This is a genomic window from Rhizobium sp. ZPR4 (assembly GCF_040215725.1).
Classification (GTDB): domain Bacteria; phylum Pseudomonadota; class Alphaproteobacteria; order Rhizobiales; family Rhizobiaceae; genus Rhizobium; species Rhizobium rhizogenes_D.
Map to the genome: position 1 here is coordinate 194,201 of NZ_CP157969.1, position 16,149 is coordinate 210,349.

General features: G+C 59.3%; 14 protein-coding genes. 6 read left to right on the forward strand and 8 right to left on the reverse strand.

The window, feature by feature from the left end:
* Positions 1 to 6: 6 nt before the first annotated feature.
* Together ABOK31_RS28775 and ABOK31_RS28780 are read right to left on the reverse strand one after the other, a co-directional pair.
* Complete coding sequence (locus ABOK31_RS28775) at positions 7 to 579, reverse strand: aminotriazole resistance protein (RefSeq protein ID WP_174172520.1); 573 nt, start codon at positions 577 to 579, stop codon at positions 7 to 9.
* A gap of 460 nt (positions 580 to 1,039) precedes the next feature.
* A complete protein-coding gene (locus ABOK31_RS28780; RefSeq protein ID WP_349962287.1) occupies positions 1,040 to 1,753 on the reverse strand; it encodes a phosphoribosyltransferase family protein in 714 nt (237 codons plus the stop codon).
* A 26-nt stretch (positions 1,754 to 1,779) separates the two neighbouring features.
* Between ABOK31_RS28780 and ABOK31_RS28785 the strand changes: the two genes are divergently transcribed.
* Positions 1,780 to 2,829: a LysR family transcriptional regulator gene (locus ABOK31_RS28785; protein ID WP_349962288.1), complete on the forward strand. Its 1,050-nt coding sequence runs from the start codon at positions 1,780 to 1,782 to the stop codon at positions 2,827 to 2,829.
* A 383-nt stretch (positions 2,830 to 3,212) separates the two neighbouring features.
* On the forward strand, positions 3,213 to 3,755 hold the full coding sequence (locus ABOK31_RS28790; protein ID WP_349962289.1) for a hypothetical protein: 543 nt from the start codon (positions 3,213 to 3,215) through the stop codon (positions 3,753 to 3,755).
* A 194-nt stretch (positions 3,756 to 3,949) separates the two neighbouring features.
* On the opposite strand, the gene ABOK31_RS28795 is transcribed toward ABOK31_RS28790, so the two are convergent.
* Positions 3,950 to 6,298 (reverse strand): methyl-accepting chemotaxis protein, encoded by a 2,349-nt coding sequence (locus ABOK31_RS28795; RefSeq protein WP_349962290.1) that lies wholly within the window; start codon positions 6,296 to 6,298, stop codon positions 3,950 to 3,952.
* Between the two features lie 522 nt (positions 6,299 to 6,820).
* Between ABOK31_RS28795 and ABOK31_RS28800 the strand changes: the two genes are divergently transcribed.
* The 4 genes from ABOK31_RS28800 (at position 6,821) to ABOK31_RS28815 (ending at position 11,916) form a co-directional block, all read left to right on the forward strand.
* Complete coding sequence (locus ABOK31_RS28800; RefSeq protein ID WP_349962291.1) at positions 6,821 to 7,315, forward strand: Lrp/AsnC family transcriptional regulator; 495 nt, start codon at positions 6,821 to 6,823, stop codon at positions 7,313 to 7,315.
* Positions 7,316 to 7,434: 119 nt separating this feature from the next.
* Positions 7,435 to 8,931, forward strand: a complete 1,497-nt coding sequence (locus tag ABOK31_RS28805; RefSeq protein WP_349962292.1) for an NAD-dependent succinate-semialdehyde dehydrogenase — start codon at positions 7,435 to 7,437, stop codon at positions 8,929 to 8,931.
* Between the two features lie 29 nt (positions 8,932 to 8,960).
* Positions 8,961 to 10,340 (forward strand): aspartate aminotransferase family protein, encoded by a 1,380-nt coding sequence (locus tag ABOK31_RS28810; RefSeq protein ID WP_349962294.1) that lies wholly within the window; start codon positions 8,961 to 8,963, stop codon positions 10,338 to 10,340.
* A gap of 145 nt (positions 10,341 to 10,485) precedes the next feature.
* Positions 10,486 to 11,916, forward strand: coding sequence for a PLP-dependent aminotransferase family protein (locus tag ABOK31_RS28815; RefSeq protein WP_349962797.1), 1,431 nt, complete (start codon positions 10,486 to 10,488; stop codon positions 11,914 to 11,916).
* A gap of 39 nt (positions 11,917 to 11,955) precedes the next feature.
* Here ABOK31_RS28815 and ehuA read toward each other — a convergent pair whose 3' ends face one another.
* The 5 genes from ehuA to doeB form a co-directional block, all read right to left on the reverse strand.
* Positions 11,956 to 12,720 (reverse strand): ectoine/hydroxyectoine ABC transporter ATP-binding protein EhuA, encoded by a 765-nt coding sequence (ehuA, locus tag ABOK31_RS28820; RefSeq protein WP_349962295.1) that lies wholly within the window; start codon positions 12,718 to 12,720, stop codon positions 11,956 to 11,958.
* Complete coding sequence (ehuD, locus tag ABOK31_RS28825) at positions 12,717 to 13,409, reverse strand: ectoine/hydroxyectoine ABC transporter permease subunit EhuD (protein ID WP_349962296.1); 693 nt, start codon at positions 13,407 to 13,409, stop codon at positions 12,717 to 12,719. Before ehuD ends, ehuA begins: the two co-directional genes overlap by 4 nt.
* Positions 13,406 to 14,071: an ectoine/hydroxyectoine ABC transporter permease subunit EhuC gene (ehuC, locus tag ABOK31_RS28830; protein WP_349962297.1), complete on the reverse strand. Its 666-nt coding sequence runs from the start codon at positions 14,069 to 14,071 to the stop codon at positions 13,406 to 13,408. Before ehuC ends, ehuD begins: the two co-directional genes overlap by 4 nt.
* Positions 14,072 to 14,166: 95 nt before the next feature.
* A complete protein-coding gene (ehuB, locus tag ABOK31_RS28835) occupies positions 14,167 to 15,024 on the reverse strand; it encodes an ectoine/hydroxyectoine ABC transporter substrate-binding protein EhuB (protein WP_174172529.1) in 858 nt (285 codons plus the stop codon).
* A gap of 103 nt (positions 15,025 to 15,127) precedes the next feature.
* A complete protein-coding gene (gene doeB, locus ABOK31_RS28840; protein WP_349962298.1) occupies positions 15,128 to 16,147 on the reverse strand; it encodes a N(2)-acetyl-L-2,4-diaminobutanoate deacetylase DoeB in 1,020 nt (339 codons plus the stop codon).
* Positions 16,148 to 16,149: the final 2 nt, after the last annotated feature.

Sequence of the window (16,149 nt, forward strand, 5' to 3'; positions counted from 1 at the left end):
TTGGGTTCAGAAGCGCTTGAAACCGGAGGGATGGGCACTCTTCAGAATTTTCAGGGCCGGAATGATCAGAAGCGGCGTGCCGACGACCATCGGAACGATGTCGGACAGGCCGAGATAGCCAAAACCCCACCAGAACGGGAAAATACCGAGATAGGCAAGGCTTGCGGACACTGCCGCCACCATAATCAGCCCGATGACAAGGCAGACCACGGCAATCTTGATCAGCGCGGCGCGATCGAAGACCGTCTTGGCCGGATCGAAGAGGAGCCCAGGCACAAGGCCGGTCAGGCCGACCATGATGCCATCGACGAGAAGCGAATGCGCAGGTATGAAGGTGCCGGCCAGAAGCGACCAGACGATGGTGCCGAGATAGCCGCAGATGAAGCCGCTGCGCCAGCCGAGCAGAATGCCGATCACCGATGGCAGGAAGGCGAAAATGCGCCACTGAATGACGCCGGGCACGAGCTGGATTGGATTGGCATAAGCCCAAAGCACGCCAGTCGCAGCAGCAGCCACGATCGAGAGTACGATGGGAAAAAGTGTATTGCCGTCGGTTTGCGGCACGGTCGCTGGTTGCATGATCTTGGTCCCTTTAAAAAGTAATTTCCAGAAATTCTCGGAAAACCCATTGGAACGGCTCTCCGCGATCATTCAGGCGCAGTTCGCACTCTTTTATTGACGCATCCGGTTACTCAAATCCCGAATTCCATCCATCACGAACGGATGCCAGGACATCACAGTCTACCGATCCTCGGGATCCCTTACAGGCCGCCGCTTTAGCGCCCCTAAAAACTCACGGGGGCGATGGAGACAAGGCCAGCGAACGCACAGATCGGAATTGCAATAGCGATGGATTGCCCGCTCACGGAAGTTCTCTCCAAGATTCAAACGACGTATAGGAAATTCAAATCACAAAAACCACCCATGATTGCATAGGGATTTTGATCTAGCAAACGCAGTATCGACAGGCCAATCCAATCATGCGCATGACACCCAACGGGTACGGGAAAGATAGCTCAGCAAATCGCTGGCGCCATGCTTATATTCGCGCAACGTCTTTCTGGGCGACGGAACGTCTCCGCGGGATCTGACCGATGGGCTTGTTGACCGAAGCGCGATCTTCCGTCCAAGCATCCTTTTCGGTCGCGGCATCCGGCGTCGCCACTCCGTCGACAATATCGAACTGCGGAATGTGGCTCAGACTGGTCACCAGCCTGGCATCCTCTCCGAGTAGGTTCCGCCAAGAATGACCTTCGGTCAGAATGGCGCCTGCACCAATTATGTTTGCGCCGGCCCGACGCACGAGCCTGATTGCCGCCGCCATGCTGGAACCGGTCGCGATGACATCATCGACAACAAGAACGCGTCTGCCTTGAAGCAGCTTTATCGAGCGGCGATCCAGCAGAAGACGCTGTGGCATTGCGGTCGTGATGGAACGAACATCTTCGACCAAGGCGTCCGCAAGGTGAAATTTGGGTGATTTCTGCAGGATTACGTATTGATCGATACCAAGGCGCCGCGAGACTTCGATGGCGACAGGGACGCCCAAAGTAGCACTGCCGACGACGATGTCGGGCCGCAACTGCGCAAAATGATGGGCAAGAGCGTCGCCGACGAGATCTCCGAAGCGGATGCCCATGTCGATTACCATCAGCAATGCGATTGCCCGCCGATCGCTCAGCCGGACGATCGGCAGGCTGAAATTCTCGCCGGCAACCTGTACCTGATGCGTTTGCGGGGTCTCCAGATACATGCTTGCGGCCTTCTTGGCACCATTGATTGCATTCAAATTATTGTCTTAATAGACACCAGATCACACAATTTTTACAACCAACAAAATTCGTCCGGTGTGTTTCCTTTTCTTCAACGAGGTATACCTTCCGAATGAGCAGACTCCTGTTTTCTCGCTTCGCGCACTACCTCGACGAGATCGCCAACCATGGCTCGATCAGAAAAGCCGCGGAAAAGCTGAATGTGTCGGCTTCAGCGATCAACAAGCAGCTCATCAGCGCCGAGGAGGAATTCGGTGTTGCCTTGTTCGAGCGCATGCCGCGCGGCATGCGGCTGACATCGGCGGGCGAATTGCTCGTCAACGGCTATAGGGAATGGAATAAAGATCTTTCCCGCATCAAATCCGAAATCGAGGAACTGAAGGGACTGCGCCGCGGCGAGGTGAAAATAGCAGTCTCCCAAGAAACCGTGCCCGATTTTCTGCCCGCAGTGATTGCGCGGTTCACGAAGGATCATCCTCGTATCCGCAATGCGATCGCAGTGGAGGATTCCGATCGCGTGCGACAACTGGTCAGGGACGGAGGCGCAGACTTCGGACTGACCTTCAGCCCCCTGCCCTTACCGGGAGTCATTGTTACGCGCTCCGCCGACTTTCATCTCATCGCCATGCTGCCCGCAGATTCCGGCATCGAGCAACCGGACAGCATCTCCATAGGCGAATTCTTCAAGAAGCCGACGATCGTTCCCGACACCAGCAGTCATCTACGGGATGTCGTCGACATTGCCGCGGCGCGCGTCGACATCCGTTTTCAGCCTGTCTTGACGACCAACAGCTTGTCGCTCATGCGTTCCATGGTCCGCGAGGGCTGTGGTTACGGGGTTACGGCGATCGCTTCCGGCATGGTCCTCCCGCATGAGGACGGATTACACTATTCTCGCATAGCCGACAGCGGCTTGCCGCCAATGGTACTTTCCTTGATCGTTGATCCCAGGCGCAGCCTTTCGATGACATCCATCATCGCCCGCAGGTACTTTGAGGAATATCTCGATGAGATCGCAGTTCGAGCCGGAAAGGTAGCTGCGCATTCATTGGAGTAGTCAGTCTTCTGCCTGGACAAGATGCTCCTTGCTCGACGATGCCATCCATCATGGCGCTATCTCGTCTCCGTCAACCTTTTATCAATCAAAGGTAGCATCAATCGCATTTTATTCTCTAGCCTGAGCTGTCAAAGCTCATGTCAATTTTCGTGAGCAGCATGCCGTGGCGCCGGCGCTCAACATTGTCCATATATTGCGAAATTATTCCGGAGGCCGCTGAAGCAGGCGCCGCTCGACATATTCGGACAAAGGTCGCCAAGGGCCACCCTGCCGTTGAAGAAAAGGCAACACACCGAACGAATTTTGATGCTTGCAAAAGTTGCACAAGCTCGCGCCTATAGCGAACAATATTTTCTAGTGCTAATTCTCGAGGTAGCAAGGGAATGGCGAATGATTTTACCCCATACGAGTCCTATAGGAGAACACGAACAGGACTCCGCCTTGTTCCCGCGCCGGAGCCGCGCCTCGTCGAACGGCAAGCGGAAGAAACTCCCCTGCCTGAGGCCAAGTCATATCTTTTGAGCACAGCCGATGGAACGATCCGGACGGTAATGCTTCCCGCCGGCAACCGGATCGAACACATCCACAAGTTGGTCGGATCCAGTGGGGTCGACGTCGTCCGCATCGAGGACTCTCATCTTCTCTATGCCGACAATAACAGTCTTATCGACGGGCTTTCCAGCGTAGCGGATTTGAAGGGGCACCCCTCGCCGCTGGCCGGCAATCTTCTGATCGTTGGCAAGGATGAAAGCGGTGGGACCGCAAGCGTCAGTACTGGCATCGACGATGTCGCGTCTTGGTTCACGATCATTCGTCCGGTTTTCCTGCCTGTTTTCGAAACCTTGCGCGAATCTCAAATTCTCAGCACGCGCGTCATCCGCCTGGACGTTCGCATTGAACGGTCGATCCCGAACATCATCGAATAGGTCACGAGAAGATCGACGATCTCACCATGCCAATGATCTTCACCGCGAACCTTGTTTTTTCTTCGATCAAAGAGCAGCGAGCGCAGGGGAAGGCGGCATAGTCCGCCTGCCCTTGAAAAGGACGAGCCTCAAAGCATTGCCGATGCAACGGGTTCGGCTCATAGGACAGCGCCTTTCCGAAGAAGGTAAAGCCGTTAGAAATCCTCCCACACCGGACTTGCCGCTGGTGAAGTCTTACCGAAAGCGGAGCGCAATCTTTCGCCCAACGCTCTCTGGCCGGAAAGCTCCGTGCCTTTGTTGGGAGTTGCAGGTACCTTGGCGGACGTTGCCGCTTTCTCCCGTGGAGAAGCCGCCAGCTGTACTATCTTTCCTGCGGCATGGTCCAATTTGAACTGGGCAAGGCGCGCGGACAGCGATGAAACCTCGCTCGCCAGCGTATGGGTGGCAGCGTTGGATTCCTCGACCATTGCAGCGTTTTTCTGCGTTGCCTGGTCCATCTGATTGACGGCAGTGTTGATTTCCTGCAGCCCGGTCGATTGCTCTCTTGCCGATTGCACGATCGCCTGCACATTGCTGTCGATCGATTGCACCTCCTGAACAATCGCGCGAAGCGCCTCCCCTGTCTGACCGACGAGGCTGACGCCTCTTTTGACCTGATCGCCCGATGAATGGATCAAGGCCTTGATTTCCTTTGCTGCGGTGGCGGAACGCTGCGCCAGTTCCCTGACCTCTTGAGCAACGACCGCAAACCCCTTGCCGGCCTCGCCCGCACGCGCAGCTTCGACGCCGGCATTCAGCGCCAAGAGATTGGTCTGGAAGGCAATGTCGTCGATGACGCCAATGATGTTGGAAATGGACTGGGAAGACTGCTCGATGCCGTTCATGGCCTCGACTGCGCTATGGACGATCTGACCCGACCTCTCGGCATTATCCTTGGTACGGCCGACCAGAGCTGCGACCTCTTCGGCACGCGTGGTGGAATCCTTGATGGAGGTCGTGATCTGTTCAAGCGCGGCGGCGGTCTCCTCGACGGAAGCGGCCTGCTGCTCCGTTCGCTTGGCCAGATCATCCGCACCGGTGCGGATCTCCTCCGATCCGCACTGGATCACCGACGCGTTTTCGGAGAAGGAGATCATGGCCGCCTGCAGCTTCTCGACCGAGGCATTGAAATTGCCGCGAATTTCATCGAGGGCCGAGGTGAACGGCTGGTCGAGCCGCGCAGTCATGTTTCCGTCGGAAAGCTGCTCGAGACCGGCAGCCAGCTCACCGACGGCGAATTTCACTTCCGCTTCCTGGGCGTCGCTGATGCGGGCGCGCTCCGCCTGCTCGGCCTGCTGCGCGGCGCGGCTGGTTTCGGCCTCTCCTTCAAGCCGGACCTTTTCGCGATTATTTTCCAGCAGGATGTGCAATGAGCGGGAAAGGTCGCCGATTTCGTCGCGGGCCTCACGATCCTTCAGCGCGACGTTCAAATCGCCGTTGGCAATCCGATCGGTCTCGCCAATGACATTCTCGATACGGCGAACGAAGCGCCGGGCGATCAGCCAGCCGGCAAGGCCAAGGAGAACAGTGGCGATCGACGTCACTGCTATGGCATTTCTGACAATTGTGTTGACCTGGGCGAAGACCGTAGCTTTCGGAACCGCGACGATCGCGTACCACGATATGGCATCGGTCAGCTTTACCGGCTCTGCGACAGCAAAATAGGTGGCGCCGTCAGGGCTGGTGATTTCGCGCTCCGCACCGGGATTGGCGATCAGCTGGTCCCAGCCGGCCGTCTCGGCGCCGCCGTCCTTTATGTTCTTTCCGATCAGCGCCGCATCGGGATGACTAATCATGCCGCCCCCGGCAGTCACCAGACTCATGAAGCCGGTCCCCATTGGATGTATGGCGGAAATCGCTTTCTGAGCATCGTCGAGGGCCATGTCCAGGCCGGCCACGCCCACAGGCTTTCCACCGATCATGATCGGCTGGGCAATGGAGGTCATCAACACTTGCTTGCCGTCGATTGCGTACGAATAGGGCTCGATGACAACAGTCTTTTGCTGGGTGAAGGGTAGCTGATAATAATCGCCAGCGCCGGAAACGGTATAGTCGACGAGAGGAACATGGGTGATCTGTCCGCCGCTTCGAACCCAGTAGGGAATATAGCGGCCGGTGGCATCATGGCCTTCTTTCCCGACGAAATCCTTGTCTTTTCCATCGAAGGCATTCGGCTCCCAGCCCGTCCAGACACCAAGCGCCATCGAATTGCTCGCGAGCATATTCTTCAGGATCGCGTCGGCGGTTGCCCGGTTCGCATCGCTGGCATCCTTCATGGTTGCAAGGACACTCTCCAAGGAGTTGACGACAGCAATCGCCGCACCAAGGGTCTTTTCCGATCCGGCCGCGGTCGTACTGGCAATCTGGCGCATCTGGTCGAGGCTCGATTGACGAACGGTCGTATAGGCTGAATCAAACAGGATGGCGGAAGCGGCCACCGTTGCGATGACGCCGCATGCGGCGACGGAAAAGATATTGCGGCTAGTTGCGGATTTCAGAATCATATCACCACCTTATTGGGTGGCGTTGCGATCGCGCGGCGCGCCCCCCGCGTGCCTCTGACAGAAATAATATTCCGCAAGCGGCAAACAACGATCCAGGCCGCTTGTATCAGGGTGATGCTAGATATTCTTGATTAAAATTCGGTATCTCCAGGTATAGGCATCGCCGTGCAAACCAGTATAACTTTTGATCACCAAGAAAATGTCGGAGCTATTTCTCAGAAATTAATGATTTCGTCGCAATGAATGCGACAAAATGGATGTCGCAGCGCAAAATTAGAAATATCTATTATATTTCACTTGACCCGATACCATCGCTTATGAGCGTCACCCGTATTTCCTGCAGACGCGTTTCCAAAGAGCCAAGACCGCTGTGCGATGAGCCGGGTGCATCCGGCAAACACCAGGTCGTATTTCGAGATCAGCAACACCGGGCCAGTGGCAAATTCCGTGTGGCATGCTTGTCAGTCCTGGCTTCGAGTGCCATTGGTCTGGAAACGACAGGTGATAACAAGCAGCTTTGACATGAAACTTGATGCAATTGATCTACGGATACTGGATGCCATTCAGCGCGATGGCCGCATCACCAAGCTCGCGCTGGCCGACAAGGTCGGATTGTCGCCGACACCATGCTGGCTACGCCTTCGAAAGCTGGAAAGGGCCGGTATTATCACGGGTTACCATGCACATCTGGCATTGCGTCGCCTCGCGCCGATCGCCAGCGTCATGGTCGAGGTCACGCTTGCCAATCATCGCCAGGCCGATTTCGAGCGCTTCGAGCGAGCGGTTGCGGCAACGCCGGAGATCGTTGCCTGCTGGGCCGTCGGCGGCGGTGTCGATTACATCCTGAAGATCATGGCGGCCGATATCGATGCCTATCAGCGCCTGATCGACGACCTCCTCAGTCGCGACCTCGGCATCGAACGCTATTTCACCTATATCGTGACCAAGACCGTGAAGGAGGAGACGGTGCTTCCCGTCATCGACCTGCTTTCTCCGGATGCGCCTGGCGACGAATAGAGAGAGTCTCTACCGACACCATTCACTTTAGGTCCTTTCTCTCTTCCAACTGCCAGCAATGGACAATCTCTCGCGGCGTTCCGTGGCAGCATCGGGCATCTGGAAAGAGAGACCCGACCATGACCGCGCTCCACGCCCGCGCCACCTATCATGAAGCCCTTTCGCGGTTGAACGACCGCCATCTGCTGCGAGACCTCTCCTATGTCGCTGGCCGCTGGGTCGCCGGCAACACCAATCAAAGCTTCGAGGTCACTGATCCCGCGTCCTCTGCGACGCTTGCCTGGGTTGCCGATCTGGGCAGAGACGAAACCGTCTGCGCCATCGACGCCGCGGCAGCTGCCTTTACCGCCTGGCGTTCACTTCTGCCGCAGCAGCGCGCGGCGATCCTGCGCCAATGGTATGAGCTCATGCTGGAGGCCCGCGAGGATCTGGCGCTCATCATGACACTGGAACAGGGCAAGCCCTTGGCCGAATCCCGCGGCGAGATCGACTATGCCGCAGGCTTCATCGAGTGGTATGCCGAGGAAGCCAAGCGCATCAACGTCGAAAGCGTCACCAGCCATCTGCCCGACACCGAAATGTTCGTTCGCAGGGAGGCCCTGGGTGTCGTCGGGATTGTCACGCCCTGGAACTTCCCCGCCGCCATGATCACCCGCAAGGCCGCTGCAGCGCTTGCCGCCGGCTGTACCGTCGTTGCCCATCCATCGTCCGAAACACCCCTGTCGGCGCTGGCACTTGCCGAACTCGGCGAGCGCGCCGGCCTTCCGGCGGGCGTCTTCAACGTCGTGACTGGCGATGCGGCAACCATCGTCGGCGCCTTCTGTGATGATCCGCGGGTCAGGGCATTGAGCTTCACCGGTTCGACGGGCATCGGCAAATTGATCGCCGGCCAGTGCGCCGCAAGCATGAAACGGCTTGTCATGGAGCTTGGCGGTCATGCGCCGTTGATCGTCTTTGACGATGCCGATCTCGATCGCGCCGTCGATATCGCCGTCAATGCCAAATTCGCGACCTCCGGCCAGGATTGCCTGGCCACCAACCGCATCTTCGTTCAGCGTCCGATCATGGAAGCTTTCGTTGCGGCATTCCGCAAGCGCATCGAAGCGCTCAAGGTCGGAAACGGATTGGACGGCACAGTCGATATCGGGCCGTTGATGCATGAACGCGCCATCGCGAAGGTCGAGGAGCATGTTGCCGATGCGCTGAAGCGCGGCGCGAAGCTTGCGACCGGTGGAAAACGTCACGCTGCCGGCCCGCTCTTCTTCCAGCCGACCTTGCTCGTCGATCCCGCGCCGGATGCCCTGATCATGCATGAAGAAACATTCGGGCCTGTCGCCGCCGTGACCGCTTTCGATAGCGAAGACGAGGTCATCGCTCGTGCCAACGACACCGAATACGGCCTTGTCGCCTATGTCGTGACGGCGAACGGCGCGCGGCAGATGCGCCTCGGGCGGGCGCTCGAATACGGGATGGTGGCCGTCAACCGCGTGAAGATCACCGGCGGGCCGATCCCCTTTGGCGGCTGGAAGCAATCCGGCCTCGGCCGCGAGGGCTCCCGCCACGGCATCGAGGCCTTCACCGAGCTCAAATATCTCTGCGTCGACACGACAGCCTGACGCCCCAATACAAAGGAAGGAACCATAATATGTTGGACAAGCGCAACGAACTGAACGCCTGGGACCGGGACCATTTCTTCCACCCCTCGACCCATATGGGAATGCATGCGCGCGGCGAAACCCCGACCCGCGTCATCGCCGGCGCCGAAGGCGTCTACATCACCGATACCAACGGCAAGAAGAGCCTGGACGCCTTTGCCGGCCTTTACTGCGTCAATGTCGGCTATGGCCGCCAGAAGATCGCCGATGCGATCGCCGAGCAGGCAAAGAACCTCGCTTATTACCACGCCTATGTCGGCCACGGCACGGAAGCCTCGATCACGCTTTCGAAGATGATCATCGACCGCGCGCCCGAAGGCATGAGCCGCGTCTATTTCGGCCTTTCCGGTTCCGATGCCAACGAGACCAACATCAAACTCATCTGGTACTACAACAATATTCTCGGCCGTCCGGAGAAGAAGAAGATCATCTCGCGCTGGCGCGGCTATCATGGTTCCGGCGTCATGACGGGAAGCCTCACCGGACTGGAACTCTTCCACAAGGCCTTCGACCTGCCCCGCGCGCCCATTCTTCATACCGAAGCCCCCTACTTCTTCCACCGGGCCGACCGGTCGATGGATGAGGAGCAGTTCGCGCAACATTGCGCCGACAGACTGGAAGAAATGATCCTCGCCGAAGGTCCGGAGACGGTCGCAGCCTTCATCGGCGAACCCATCCTCGGCACCGGCGGCATCGTTCCGCCGCCGAAGACCTACTGGCAGAAGATCCAGGCCGTTCTCGACAAATACGACATCCTGCTCATTGCCGACGAGGTCGTCACCGGCTTTGGTCGTTTGGGCACGATGTTCGGCTCCGATCACTACGGCATGAGGCCGGACCTGATTACCATCGCCAAGGGCCTGACATCGGCCTATACGCCGCTTTCGGGCAGCATCGTCTCCGACAAGATGTGGCAGGTGCTTGTCCAAGGATCCGACCAGCTTGGTGCCATAGGTCACGGCTGGACCTATTCCGCCCATCCGATCTGCGCGGCTGCCGGCATCGCCAATCTCGAACTGGTCGATGAACTTGGCATCATCCAAAACGCCAGCGAGACCGGCGCCTATTTCCGCTCCGAACTTGCCAAGGCCATCGGCCACCACAAGCATGTCGGCGAGGTCCGCGGCGATGGGTTGATGGCAGCCATCGAATTCGTCGAGGACAAGGACGACCGCAAATTCTTCGACCCCGCGCAGAAGATCGGCCCGCAGGTGGCGGCTGCGCTACTCGAGCGCGGCGTCATCGGTCGGGCCATGCCGCAAGGAGACATCCTCGGCTTTGCACCGCCGCTCTGCCTGACGCGCGAGGAAGCTGATACCGTCGTCAAGGCGGCTGCCGGTGCGATCGAAAGCGTGCTTTCGAAGCGTTGATCCAGCCCTTGCCGGGGTAATTCCCTCCGTTCTACGCGATGATGGCGCGGCCCGTTGTTGACAATGGGCCGCGCCATCGCATTCGGTCGTCGCCATCCGGTGCCGAATGGTGTACATGGATTCCATAATTGTACCGGACCAATCCATGTATCGTCATGATTCAAAAGACCAGGACAATGGTGCCTGGAAACCCGTCCTTCAGCACCGGAAGGGCGTGACCAAGCACAAGCTGCTCACCGACAAGATCATCGCCGACATCGATGATGGCATCCTGCCGGTTCACGCGCAGATGCCGACGCATCGCGATCTCGCCCATGCTCTGGGAATTTCGGTCCAGACCGTGAGCCTGAGCTACAAGGAAGCGGAGCGCCGCGGCTATCTACGCGGCGAGGTCGGGCGCGGCACCTTCGTGCGCAGCCGCGTCACCGAACGCGCTGACAGCTTCATGCTCGATCGCGACCCGAGCGGCAGCGCCGATCTCTCCATCATCCGGGCCGTCTACACCGAGGCGCATGAGCGATCGGCCCGCGAGCTCATGCAGGCGCTTGCCGAAAGCGACAACAGCAGCTTCATGCGGCCCTGCCGGCCGATCGCCGGCCTCGATGCCCATCGGGCCGCAGCGCAGGTCTGGCTCTCAGGTCTGTCGGTGAAGGCCGATCCCGATCGCATCCTCATCACGAACGGCGCCGCGCACGGCCTCTTCCTTGCCGTCGCCTCGGTCGTTCGACCGGGTGAGGTGGTCCTGACCGAAAACCTGACCGATCACGGCATCATCGGCCTTGCCAATGTTCTCGGTTTCACCCTGCGCGGCCTTCCGACAGATCATGAAGGCATCCTGCCGGACGCCTTCGAGGCCGCCTGCGCCATTGGCGACGTCTCGGCGCTGGTCATCGTCTCCTCGCTCGGCAATCCAACCAGCCACGTCATGGGGGCCGAGCGCCGGCGCGCGATCGCCGAGATAGCCCGCCGGCACGGCATCTTGGTCATCGAGGACGAGGTCTACAAGCCAATGCTGCGCGATCCCCTTCCCTCCATGGCGGATCTCATCCCCGAGCTCGGCTTCTTCGTGACCAGCTTCACGAAATCGGTCATGACGGGCTTGCGTATCGGCTATCTCGTCGTCCCGGCGCACTATTCGATCCGCGCGGCCTCGATCCTGCGTGTTACCGGATGGAGCGCTACCAATGTTGTCGCCGAAATGGCGTCACGCTGGGTGCTGGATGGAACGGCGCAAGCCCTGATTGCCGTCCAGCGAACGGAAGCGGAAGCTCGGCAGGCGATCGTCTCCGATGTACTGGCGCCGTTCGTCGCGGGCAGCCACCCCCTGTCGCTTTGCGCCTGGCTTTCGGTTCCAGAGCGTTGGACGGAGGAAGGTCTTGTGCGCGCGCTTGCCCGCAAGGGTGTCGCGGTCACGCCGTCCGATCCGTTCGTTGCAGGCGGGGAGCGGCCGGCCGGCGGCATTCGCATATGCCTTGGCGGTCGCCTGTCTCACTCCGCGCTTCGCTCGGCGCTCGAAACCGTTCGCGGCACCTTCGAGCAACTGCCACCCGTCTTCGATGTGGGTTCGATCGTCTAAAACAGCGGCGGAAACGTTTTGGTTTCACGCCTCGGCGCATCAGAGGATAGAACCCAGAAACTCCTTCGTGCGCTCTTCCTTAGGCGCACTGAAAATCTCCTCCGGCTTGCCCTGCTCGCAAATGCGGCCCTTGTCGAAGAAGCAGACCCGGTCGGAGACTTCGCGGGCGAAGCGCATTTCATGCGTGACGAGCAGCATGGTCAGATCGTGTTCGTGGGCAAGATTACGGATGACGCCGAGTACCTCGCCGACCAGCTGCGGATCGAGCGCCGATGTCGGCTCGTCGAACAGCAGCACGCGCGGACGCATGGCAAGGGCGCGGGCGATCGCCACGCGCTGTTGCTGGCCGCCGGAAAGCTGGCTTGGATAATGATCCTTCTTCTCCGACAGCCCGACCATGCGCAAGAGATCGACCGCACGGCACTCGGCTTCCGCCCGCCCAAGGCCGAGCACACGGATCGGTGCCTCGACGACGTTGCGCAACACGGTCATGTGCGGAAACAGATTGAAGCTCTGGAAGACCATGCCGACATGGGTGCGGATCTGGCGCAGATGCGCCTCGCTGGCGAGGAACCGGCCCCGGCCATTATCCTGGTGATAGGACATGCCGGCGAGATGCAGGGTTCCTTCCTGGAATGGCTCGAGCGTCATCAGGATACGCAGGACCGTCGATTTCCCCGACCCGGAAGGGCCGATCAACGTCACCTTCTCGCCGGGGGCAACATCGAAGCAGAAATTATCGAGCACGGTGAGGTGGCCGTAGCGCTTGGTCACGTCTTGAAAGCGGATCAGTGGTTGCGTCATTTGAGAGCAATTCCGTTTTTCGGCAGCGCCTTTTCGAGCCAGTGAATGGCCGCCGAGCAGACGAGCGTGAGGATGAGGAAGATCAGGCCAACGAGGGAAAGCGGCACCAGATACTCGAATGTCCGATCCCCGATGAGATTGGCGAGGTTGAGCATGTCGACGACCGTGACGACGGAGAGCACCGGTGTCTCCTTGAGCATGGAGACGAGATAGTTACCCATGGCCGGTATGATGCGGGGGATCGCCTGCGGGATGATGATATCCCAATAGGTGCGGCCGTGGCTTAGATTGAGCGCCGTTGCAGCTTCCCATTGCCCGCGCGGCACCGCATCGAGACCTCCGCGATAGACTTCCGACGTATAGGCCGAATATTGCAGACCGAGCGCCAGCGCACCCGTCAGGAAGGCCGGCAACGTGATGCCGTAGATCGGCAGGACGTAATAGAGGAAAAAGAGCTGCACGAGCAGCGGCGTATCGCGCAGGAACTCGATGACGAAGGCTGTCGGCCACGAGATTGCGACAAAGCGGCTGCGCCTGAGCAAGGCGAAGACGAGGCCGAGAACGAGCGCGATCGCGAAACCGGCCGCTGCCGCCTCCAGTGTGACGATCAGGCCGATGCCGAGGATCGGCAGGATCGACCATGCGAAGGAGATCGTCGTCGACGTATCCCAGGTGAAGCCATACATCATGCCGGCGCCCTCCCCGGGAAGGCGACACCGCGGCCAAGGATCATCTCCAGCCAGCGCATGAAGGCAACCAGAATGAGCGCCATGATGAAATATCCAATCAGCGTCAGCGAATAGATCGTTACGCTGTCGAGCGTGATGTTGCGCAATTGCTGCGCCTGGAAGGTCAGATCGCTGATCGAAATAAGCGACACCAAAGCTGTGTCCTTCAGATTCTGGACGGCAAGATTGCCGAAAGCCGGCATCATTTCGACGACGGCCTGCGGCAGGACGATGTGGAAGAGCGTCTGGCCCTGACCGAAATTCAGGGCTCGCGCCGCCTCATGCTGGGTATCTGGAACCGCCTGCAGCGCGCCGCGCACCACTTCCGCGCCATAGGCACCTATGTTGAGCGCCAGACCGGCGATGCCTGTCGTGATGGGATCGAAGGAGATCCCGATCAGCGGCAGCGCGTAGTAAAGCCAGAAGAGCTGCACCAGCAGCGAGGTGCCGCGAAAGATCTCGATATAGACGACCGCGATTGCGGAGAGCAGCCGCCCTCCGGCAAAACGCGCGAGACCGGCTGCGAAGGCCAGTACCGCACCGAGCAGCATCGAGGCGATGGCGATGATCGCCGTCACTTCAGCCCCCTTCAGCAATGCCGGCAGATAATGTGTCCAACTCATTTTTCAGGTCACCTCCGTTCCATTATGGGAGGGGCCGAACGACCTGACGACCGACACGGAGACGGCCGCCAGATGGTTCTCGACTGTCGATGGGCTCACTTGCCCGCACAAAGGTCTTCGGTGCTCTTCGTGCGTGCTGCCTCGACGCTCTCGGCGCTCAGACCATAGGACATCAGGATCTTCTTGTAGTCGTCCGTCTTCTTGAAGGCTTCAAGCGCGGTGTTGAACGCCTTGTAGAGCTCCTTGTCCTCGGGTCGGAAATCGAAACCACCATAGCTTCTGACGGATTTTCCGTTGATGACCGGGTCGGTGAAGGGTTCCGCGTGCTCGACATTGGTGCTGCCCTGAACGAGCTTGGCGACGGTCAGCTCGGTCGCCGCATAGGCGTCGGCACGGCCGGTCTGGATCGTCGACAGCGCGTCCGCATTCGCCTGGATCATGACGATCTGGGAATCCGGAATGCCAAGACCGTGGAAGAAATCAAGCTGATCGGCACCCGATACGATCGCGACTTTCAGCGATGGGTCCTTCTTGATGTCCTCATAGGAATGTAGTTTTTTCGGATTGCCCTTCGGCACCAGCAGCCCCTCGCCATAGCTGGAGTTCGGCGTGGTGAACTGCACCTGCTTGCAGCGCTCCGGCAGAATATTCTGCTCGGCGGCAACGAAATCGAAGCGCTTGGCCTTCAAGCCGGGGATCAGCGACCCGAACGGCGTCACGGTCCAGTCGACTTCCTTGACACCCATCGACTTCAGGACGGCGGCGGCAACATCGGGGCCGATCCCCTTGGCCGCACCACTCTCGTCCATGAAGCTATAGGGAACTTCATTGGCGCTGGCGCCACGGATGTAGCCATCCTTCTTGATCTGCTCGAGGCTGGCCGCATGGGCGGATGCGGCAAGGCCCATCGCAAGACCCACGGCGGCGACACTGCGGTAAAAATTCGTTCTCATGGTTCACTCCTCTGTGGTTGGATTCCGCTATCGGCCGTCCGGTTTTCCGGATCTTTGCCGTAACGGGGTGGTGATCCGCGCCGCGCTGTCGCGGCGCGGCAATTCAGGGGCCTTCCGTCAAGGTCGCGACGACGGCCAGACAATCCCCGGTCTTGATCAAACCGGGGAAATGGCGTGCGGCGAGAACACCATCCAGCGCCGCCCGATACTCAAAGGGCTCGGATCCCGTGCGACCGATCGGATGGATGCGGGCGATGATTTCTCCTCGCATGACCGCATCACCCAGATCCTTGAGCGGCTCGAAAAGCCCGTCCGCCTCGGCAAAGACGAAGCAATCCGACGACGGCATATCGAGCCATTGCGTCGCCTCGATCTCCGGTGCACCCGAGGCAATTCCCGCATGCTTCAGGACGTTCAAAACGCCGCGCTTGGCAATGGAAGCCGTGCGCGCCGATATGGTTCCACCGCCCGAAAGCTCGGTCGTCACAAAGACCTTGCCCATCTCCTCCGCCGTCGTGTCGTACATGCCGACGGCATCGATCTCGATCATCCGCATGGAATAGGGCGCGGAAAACGCAGTGACCGCATCGAAACAGGCTTTCTCCTGGCCCTTGTCCGGCAAGGCGTGAGCTGCCGCGAAGGGCAGAAAATCAAGCGTTCGGCCACCCGAATGAAAATCGAGGACAATATCGGCAAGCGGCAGCAGGTGACGGGTAAAGTAATCGGCGATCTTCTCGGTCACGCTGCCATCGGGCCGCCCTGGAAAACTCCGATTGAGGTTGCCCTTGTCGATCGGAGACGTGCGCGTCGCCACCTGAAAGGCAGGGTAATTCATCGCGGGTATGATGATGACCCTTCCCTTGATGTCCTCAGGCGCAAGCGCGCGGGCGAGATCGAACAGGGCAACGGGACCCTCATATTCGTCGCCATGGTTGGCACCGGTCAAAAGCGCCGTCGGCCCCTCGCCATTCCTGATGACGCAGATAGGGATCATGATCGACCCCCAGGCGGAATCATCGCGCGACCAGGGCAGTCGCAGATGGCCGTGCTGGATGCCGTCCCGATCGAAGTCGACAGTCGGCGTGATCGGCGATGGGCGTATGGATAGGCTCATGCTGTTCATCT

Excerpts from the sequence above, each read along its gene's own strand:
- ABOK31_RS28775 (WP_174172520.1), bottom strand. The coding sequence starts at position 579 with ATGCAACCAGCGACCGTGCCGCAAACCGACGGCAATACACTTTTTCCC.
- ABOK31_RS28780 (WP_349962287.1), bottom strand. The coding sequence starts at position 1,753 with ATGTATCTGGAGACCCCGCAAACGCATCAGGTACAGGTTGCCGGCGAG.
- ABOK31_RS28790 (WP_349962289.1), top strand. The coding sequence starts at position 3,213 with ATGGCGAATGATTTTACCCCATACGAGTCCTATAGGAGAACACGAACA.
- ABOK31_RS28795 (WP_349962290.1), bottom strand. The coding sequence starts at position 6,298 with ATGATTCTGAAATCCGCAACTAGCCGCAATATCTTTTCCGTCGCCGCA.
- ABOK31_RS28800 (WP_349962291.1), top strand. The coding sequence starts at position 6,821 with ATGAAACTTGATGCAATTGATCTACGGATACTGGATGCCATTCAGCGC.
- ABOK31_RS28805 (WP_349962292.1), top strand. The coding sequence starts at position 7,435 with ATGACCGCGCTCCACGCCCGCGCCACCTATCATGAAGCCCTTTCGCGG.
- ABOK31_RS28810 (WP_349962294.1), top strand. The coding sequence starts at position 8,961 with ATGTTGGACAAGCGCAACGAACTGAACGCCTGGGACCGGGACCATTTC.
- ABOK31_RS28815 (WP_349962797.1), top strand. The coding sequence starts at position 10,486 with ATGTATCGTCATGATTCAAAAGACCAGGACAATGGTGCCTGGAAACCC.
- ehuA (WP_349962295.1), bottom strand. The coding sequence starts at position 12,720 with ATGACGCAACCACTGATCCGCTTTCAAGACGTGACCAAGCGCTACGGC.
- ehuD (WP_349962296.1), bottom strand. The coding sequence starts at position 13,409 with ATGATGTATGGCTTCACCTGGGATACGTCGACGACGATCTCCTTCGCA.
- ehuC (WP_349962297.1), bottom strand. The coding sequence starts at position 14,071 with ATGAGTTGGACACATTATCTGCCGGCATTGCTGAAGGGGGCTGAAGTG.
- ehuB (WP_174172529.1), bottom strand. The coding sequence starts at position 15,024 with ATGAGAACGAATTTTTACCGCAGTGTCGCCGCCGTGGGTCTTGCGATG.
- doeB (WP_349962298.1), bottom strand. The coding sequence starts at position 16,147 with ATGAACAGCATGAGCCTATCCATACGCCCATCGCCGATCACGCCGACT.